Genomic DNA, 6,219 nt, shown 5'->3' with positions numbered 1-6,219 from the left:
AAGGCGGCGTCGGAGAAGGCTGCTGCTGATAAGGCGGCGGCGGATGAGGCTGCGGCTGCGAAGGATGCTGCGGATAAGGCTGCGGCGGATGCTAAGGCGGCGCAGGAGCAGGCGGATGCTGCTGCGAAGGCGGCTGCGGATAAGGCTGCGGCGGATAAGTCGGCTGCGGATGAGGCGCGGGCTGCGGCGGATAAGGCTGCGGCGGAGGCGGATCAGGCGCAGCGGGCGGCGGATGCTGCGGCGGCTGATGTGGCCGGTAAGACGGATGTGGATGCTGCGGCGGCGCAGAAGGCGGCGGATACGAAGGCTGCTGCGGAGAAGGCTGCTGCGGAGCGTGATGCTGCGGAGAAGGATGCTGCGGCGAAGGCGGATGCGGCGTCGAAGGCTGCGGATCAGGCGGCGTCGGATCGGGCTGCGGCGGATAAGGCTGCGTCGGATAAGTCGGCGGCGGATCAGGCGGCTGCGGATGCGGCGAAGGCCAGTTCGGATGCGGATGCGGCGTCGAAGGCGGCGGCGGATCGGGCGGCGGATGCGAAGGCTGCTGCGGATAAGGCGGCGTCGGATAAGTCGGCTGCGGATAAGTCGGCGTCGGATGCGGCGCAGGCTGCGTCGGATGCTGCGGCTGCGCGGGATGCTGCGGAGAAGAAGGCTGCGGACGATAAGGCGGCGTCGGATCGGGCTGCGGCGGATAAGTCGGCTGCGGATAAGGATGCGGCGGATGCGGCGAGGGCTGCGGCGGATGCTGCTGCGGCGTCGGATGCGGCGTCGAAGAAGGCTGCCGACGATAAGGCTGCTGCGGATAAGTCGGCTGCGGATAAGGAAGCTGCGGATAAGGCGGCGGCGGATAAGGCCGCGGCGGATAAGTCGGCGGCGGATAAGGCGGCTGCGGATAAGGCGGCGGCGGATAAGGCCGCTGCGGATGCGGCGAGTACGAGTGATGAGGCTGCGAAGGCGCGTGATGCTGCTGCGGCTGCCGATAAGGAGGCGTCGGAGAAGGCTGCGGCGGATAAGGCTGCGGCGGATGCGGCGGCGAAGGCGAAGTCGGAGTCGGATGAGGCTGCGGCGGCGAAGGATGCGGCGGATAAGGCTGCTGCGGATGCTGCTGCGGCGCAGGAGCAGGCCGATGCCGCGCGTAAGGACGCCGCCGATAAGGCCGACGCGGCCAAGGCTGCCTCGGATCAATCCGCCGCAGAGAAGGCCGCAGCCGATAAGGCGGCCTCGGACGCGGCGAAGGCCAGCTCCGATGCGGACGCGGCCTCGAAGGCCGCCGCGGACAAGGCGGCCGCTGATCAGGCCGCCGCCGACCGGGCCGCTGCCGATAAGTCGTCCGCCGATCAGGCCGCCGCCGATGCGGCGAAGGACGCCTCCGATAAGGCCGCAGCCGAGAAGGCTGCCGCGGACGCGTCCAAGGTGGCGTCCGATAAGGCGGCGGCGGACAAGGCCACTGCCGATAAGGCTGCGGAGGACCGCGCGGCGGCGGATAAGGCGGCCGCGGAGAAGGCCGACTCGGCCAAGAACGCCTCCGATAAGGCTGCCGCGGATAAGGCCGCAGCAGACCAAGCGGCGTCGGACGCGAGCAAGATCGCCGACGAACGCAAGGCCGCCGACAAGGCCGCTGCGGACGCCGCCGATGAGGCCAAGGCCGCATCCGAGAAGGCCGCCGCCGATAAGGCGAAGGCCGACGAGTCCGAGCAGGCCCGCGACGCCGCTGAGAAGTCGGCCGCAGACAGCACTGCGGCACAGGATAAGGCCGCCGAGAAGGCGAAGGAAGCGCAGGACAAGGCGGCTGCCGACCAGGCGGCGGCCGACAAGTCGGCCGAGGCGCAGAAGGCGGCGGAGAAGTCGTCCGCCGATGCCGCTGAGGCGCAGAAGCAGGCGGACGCGGCCGCAGCGGACGCCACGCAGAAGGCGGCTGCCGACAAGGAGGCGGCGGAGCGGTCCGCCGCAGCAGCCGACGAGGCGCGGGCCGCCAAGGACAAGGCGGACCAGGCGCTGGCCGACAGCTCGGCCGCCGCGGATCGCGCCGCGGAAGCGAAGGACGCCGCGGCCGCGAAGGAAGCCGCAGCGGCAGAGCAGGCAGCGGCGGCGAAGGAGTCCGCGGATAAGGCGAACGCAGACAAGGCGGCTGCGGATAAGGCGGCGGCGGATTCGTCGGCGGCGGCGAAGGAAGCCGCTGATAAGGCGGCAGCGGCGGAGGCCGCGGTCGAGAAGGCGAACACGGATAAGGCTGCGGCGGATAAGGCGGCTGCGGATTCCTCAGCGGCGGCGAAGGAGGCCGCGGATAAGGCTGCGGCCGAGCGCGCCAATGCCGACAAGGAAGCCGCCGAGCACGCTGCCGCCGATAAGGCCGCCTCCGATGCCGCGCGGGACGCCGCTCAGGCCGATGCGGAGGCCAAGGCCGCCGCGGCCGATGCGGCGAAGGCCAAGGATGCCGCGGACAAGGCGGCCCAGGAGGCGTCGAAACCCCCGGTGGACCGCGACGGTGCGGAGCGCTCCGCTGCCGACCGTGCGGCCGCGGAGAAGGCCGCGGCCGATGCTGCCGACCGGGCCGCGGCTGCGGAGAAGGCGGCGAACGATGCGGCTCGGGCCGGCGGGGCGGACAAGCCCACGACACCCGCGGACAGCACGCAGCGAGAGGCGCCGACCAAGCCCGACACCGGCGGCAGCACCGACAAGGCTCACGACGCCACGACGGCCGACCCGAGTGTCGCCGATCCGCCCAAGTCGCCCACCGGCAGTTCGGGCGGAGTCACCCCGGGTGGAAGCAGCCCCGGCAAGGGCAGTGCCGATTCGAGCACCTCGGGCAGTGGTTCCACGAAGGCCGTCCCCAAGGACGACACCCCGGACGCCGATCCCTTCGACCACAAGGAGGAGCCGGCGCAACGGGACGATCTGCGGACCGCGGTCGTGGATACGACCGAGTGAGCAGGGCCCCGGTCAGTCCCGCCCGGTCACGGTGCAGATGCAGGCGTGATTGCCGTCGGGGTCCGCGAGCACCCAGAACGACGGTGCGTAGGCGTCGGTGACCAGGCGCCCGCCGGCCGCCAGCGCGGCGGCGATCCGCGGCTGCGCCTCGCGTGGATCGACCCACACGTCCAGGTGGAACCGCTGCCGCGGTGAGTCGTGCGGTTCGGTGCCCTGGAACCACAGCACGGCGTCGGCGTCATGCGCGCGGATCTCGAACTCCTCGTACTTCCCCTGCTTCGCCTCGAGCCGCAGTACGGCCGCCCAGAACGGCGCGATCACCGCTTGGTCCGCCGTGTCGAGGCCGAGCTCGACGACGGTGAGGGCCAGCGGTTCGGCGGGGACGGAGCGGGCGCGCGCCAGCTCTGAGTACCGCGCCGCGAGGGTGCGGTCCCGATCGGTGACCCGGCCCGCATCGTGGCTGTAGAGCAATACGTCCACGTGGCCGTAGGTGAGCGTGAGATCGGGATGGTGGTTCGCCTCCTCCGCCGCGGTGGCGAACTCGGTGACCAGGGCGAGGCCGGTGGCGAAATCGCCGGTGCGGAAGCGGGTGCGCAGGCCCCGCACGAGCGGAGCCCAATCGTCGAGGGATTCGTTGCTCATGTCCCCATCGTGCGCCCCTCCACCGACAGTGTCAGCCGGTCCAGCGAGACGAAGGTGGGCGCACCGTCGACCCGAACGAACCGGATGCCGCCCGGCTCACGGATTCGGGGCGGGCGGCCCCGAGGCGGTAACCTGCACCTATGTTCGTGCTCGCCCTCGATACCGCCACACCGGCGCTCACGGTGGGCATCGTCGACCTCGAATTCGGCCGGGTGCTCGCTGAGCGCGGACAGACGCACTCGCGCGGTCACGCCGAGGTGCTCACCCCGTTCATCCTCGAATGCCTCGCCGAATCCGGGCTGCAGCGCTCCGATCTCGGCGCCGTGATCGTGGGCTGCGGCCCGGGACCGTTCACCGGACTCCGCGTCGGTATGGCCACCGGCGCCGCCTTCGGCGATGCGCTCGGCATCGAGGTGCACGGTGTGTGCAGCCTGGACGCGATCGCGCACGGGCATCCCGGCGATGTCCTCGTCGTGACCGACGCCCGCCGCAAGGAGGTCTACTGGGCCCGCTACCGCGACGGCGAACGCACGGAGGGGCCGGGCGTGATCAAGCCCGCCGAACTGGACGCTGCGGGCGCCATCGTGGTCGAGGGCTCGCCCACACCGCAGACCCTGGTGGCCGTGGGGCGCCACCTGATCGGCACCCCGCCGCAGCCCCTGGTGCCGCTGTACCTGCGCCGGCCCGACGCCGTGGAGATGGCCTCGCGTGGCTGACATCGTGATCGATGCGCTCCGCGCCGACGATGCCGAGCGCTGCGCCGACCTGGAGAAGATCCTGTTCCCCGGTGACAATCCCTGGCCCGCTTCGGCGTTCCGCTCCGAGGCGGATCACAAGGACGTCCGGTTCTACGCCGCTCGTGACGGCGGGGAACTGATCGGCTACGCCGGACTCGGCCTGTTGGGCAACACCTTCTTCCCCGAGTCCGAGGTGCACACCATCGGGGTCGATCCGCGGTACCAGGGCCGGGGCATCGGCTACGCCCTGCTGCGGCGACTGCTCGACGATGCCGACAAGCACGGCGGCGCCGTCTTCCTGGAGGTGCGCACCGACAACGACACCGCCCGAACCCTGTACGAGCGCAACGGATTCGTCACCGTCGGCACGCGGAAGAATTACTACCGGCCGTCCGGTGCCGATGCGTACACCATGAAGAGGGAGCCGATCCGATGATCGTGATGGGGATCGAGAGCTCGTGCGACGAGACCGGCGTGGGCATCGTCGATTGGGACGCCGGAACACGCACCGCCACCCTGCTGGCCGACGAGGTGGCATCGTCGCAGGACGAGCACGCCCGATACGGGGGAGTGGTGCCCGAGGTGGCCTCGCGCGCGCACCTGGAGGCCATCGTCCCGACGATGCGCCGCGCCCTCGCGACCGCCGGCGTCGAGCGCCCGGACGCGCTGGCCGTGACCATCGGCCCAGGCCTGGCCGGTGCGCTGCTGGTGGGTGTCGCCGCCGCGAAGGCCTACGCCGCGGCCTGGGACGTGCCCTTCTACGGCCTCAACCACCTGGGCGGACACGTCGCCGTCGACACCCTCGAACACGGGCCGATGCCGCCCTGCGTCGCGCTGCTCGTCTCCGGCGGCCACACGCATCTGCTGCACGTCACCGACCTGGGGGCCCCGATCACCGAGCTCGGCACCACCGTCGACGATGCCGCGGGGGAGGCCTTCGACAAGGTCGCGCGGCTGCTCGGCCTCGGCTACCCGGGCGGACCCGTGATCGACGAGCTGGCGCAGCGCGGTGACCCGAACGCGATTCGCTTCCCGCGCGCCATGACCCGGCAGCAGGATGCCCGCCACGACTTCTCGTTCAGCGGTCTCAAGACGGCGGTGGCCCGGCACGTGGAGGCCGAGAAGGCCGCGGGGCGCGCCCTGCAGGTCGAGGACATCGCCGCCTCCTTCCAGGAGGCCGTCGCGGACGTCCTCACCTTCAAGGCGATCCGCGCGGCGCAGGACACGGGCGTCGAGACGCTTGTGCTCGGCGGCGGCGCCACTGCGAACTCGCGTATCCGCTCGCTCGCCCAGGAGCGCTGCGACGCTGCTGGTTTCGAGCTGCGCGTGCCGAAACCGCGCCTGTGCACCGACAACGGCGTGATGATCGCGACCCTGGGTGCGCACGTGATCGATGCCGATCCCACGCCGACGGACCTGCGCGCGGCCACCGATCCCGGCCTCTCGGTGCGCCGCAGCAAGGTGTAGCGGATCAGCCCCGCCCGCTCCGGGATTCGAGCGCCGCGTTGAGGGCGACCAGGCTGGAGATCAGGGATTCCCGATGCTCGGGGTCGAGGTCACCCAGGATGCTCGCGATACCCCGCAGCTTCACCTCGCGGTCGCGCTGGAAGGCCTCGTCGCCCGCCGGTGTGGCGCGGATCAGCCGGGGCCCCGCCTCGGCGGTCACCGATTCCAGCAGGCCGCGATCGATCGCGCGGTTCACCTGCCGGTTCACGGTGGACTGCTCCAACTCCATCGCCGTCGCGATCTCCTTGAGCGTCTGCGGGCCGTTGCAGTCGAGCAGGAGCAGCACGAGGTAGGCCGAGCGATCCAGGCGCAATTCCATCGACTTCGGCCGCGCACGCAGATGCTGCCCGAGTGTGTTGATCTCGCGCTCCAGGCGCCGCGCCGCGTCGTCCATATCAGCTCCGATTCT

The 6,219-nt window shown here is 71.2% G+C and carries 6 protein-coding genes; 4 read left to right on the top strand and 2 right to left on the bottom strand.

All coding sequences use genetic code 11. From position 1 onward, the window contains the following. A partial coding sequence (locus tag ABD108_RS03590) for a hypothetical protein (RefSeq protein ID WP_343929371.1) occupies window positions 1-2,925 on the top strand: 2,925 nt, incomplete at its 5' end. A 12-nt stretch (window positions 2,926-2,937) separates the two neighbouring features. On the opposite strand, the gene ABD108_RS03585 is transcribed toward ABD108_RS03590, so the two are convergent. After that, window positions 2,938-3,567: a VOC family protein gene (locus tag ABD108_RS03585; protein ID WP_343929369.1), complete on the bottom strand. Its 630-nt coding sequence runs from the start codon at window positions 3,565-3,567 to the stop codon at window positions 2,938-2,940. 140 nt (window positions 3,568-3,707) lie between these two features. On the opposite strand from ABD108_RS03585, the gene tsaB reads away from it, so the two are divergent. From tsaB to tsaD, 3 genes are read left to right on the top strand one after another with little or no spacing between them, the layout of a single operon-like run. Next, window positions 3,708-4,283, top strand: a complete 576-nt coding sequence (tsaB, locus tag ABD108_RS03580) for a tRNA (adenosine(37)-N6)-threonylcarbamoyltransferase complex dimerization subunit type 1 TsaB (RefSeq protein ID WP_343929367.1) — start codon at window positions 3,708-3,710, stop codon at window positions 4,281-4,283. Next, on the top strand, window positions 4,276-4,740 hold the full coding sequence (gene rimI / locus ABD108_RS03575) for a ribosomal protein S18-alanine N-acetyltransferase (protein WP_305110045.1): 465 nt from the start codon (window positions 4,276-4,278) through the stop codon (window positions 4,738-4,740). The genes tsaB and rimI overlap by 8 nt, the downstream gene beginning before the upstream one ends. Further along, window positions 4,737-5,771, top strand: coding sequence for a tRNA (adenosine(37)-N6)-threonylcarbamoyltransferase complex transferase subunit TsaD (tsaD, locus tag ABD108_RS03570; protein WP_343929365.1), 1,035 nt, complete (start codon window positions 4,737-4,739; stop codon window positions 5,769-5,771). Before rimI ends, tsaD begins: the two co-directional genes overlap by 4 nt. A gap of 4 nt (window positions 5,772-5,775) precedes the next feature. Here the strand turns inward: tsaD and ABD108_RS03565 are convergent, their stop codons facing one another. Further along, window positions 5,776-6,204, bottom strand: coding sequence for a MarR family winged helix-turn-helix transcriptional regulator (locus ABD108_RS03565; RefSeq protein WP_220656416.1), 429 nt, complete (start codon window positions 6,202-6,204; stop codon window positions 5,776-5,778). Between the last annotated feature and the right edge of the window lie 15 nt (window positions 6,205-6,219).

Origin of the sequence: Tsukamurella strandjordii (genome assembly GCF_039525985.1) — a bacterium.
Taxonomy (GTDB): domain Bacteria; phylum Actinomycetota; class Actinomycetes; order Mycobacteriales; family Mycobacteriaceae; genus Tsukamurella; species Tsukamurella strandjordii.
Note: the sequence above shows the minus strand (reverse complement) of the source record. Positions and strands in the feature narration are given on the sequence as shown.

Coding starts and splice junctions, on each gene's coding strand:
- tsaD (WP_343929365.1), top strand. CDS start 4,737: ATGATCGTGATGGGGATCGAGAGCTCGTGCGACGAGACCGGCGTGGGC.
- ABD108_RS03565 (WP_220656416.1), bottom strand. CDS start 6,204: ATGGACGACGCGGCGCGGCGCCTGGAGCGCGAGATCAACACACTCGGG.
- ABD108_RS03585 (WP_343929369.1), bottom strand. CDS start 3,567: ATGAGCAACGAATCCCTCGACGATTGGGCTCCGCTCGTGCGGGGCCTG.
- tsaB (WP_343929367.1), top strand. CDS start 3,708: ATGTTCGTGCTCGCCCTCGATACCGCCACACCGGCGCTCACGGTGGGC.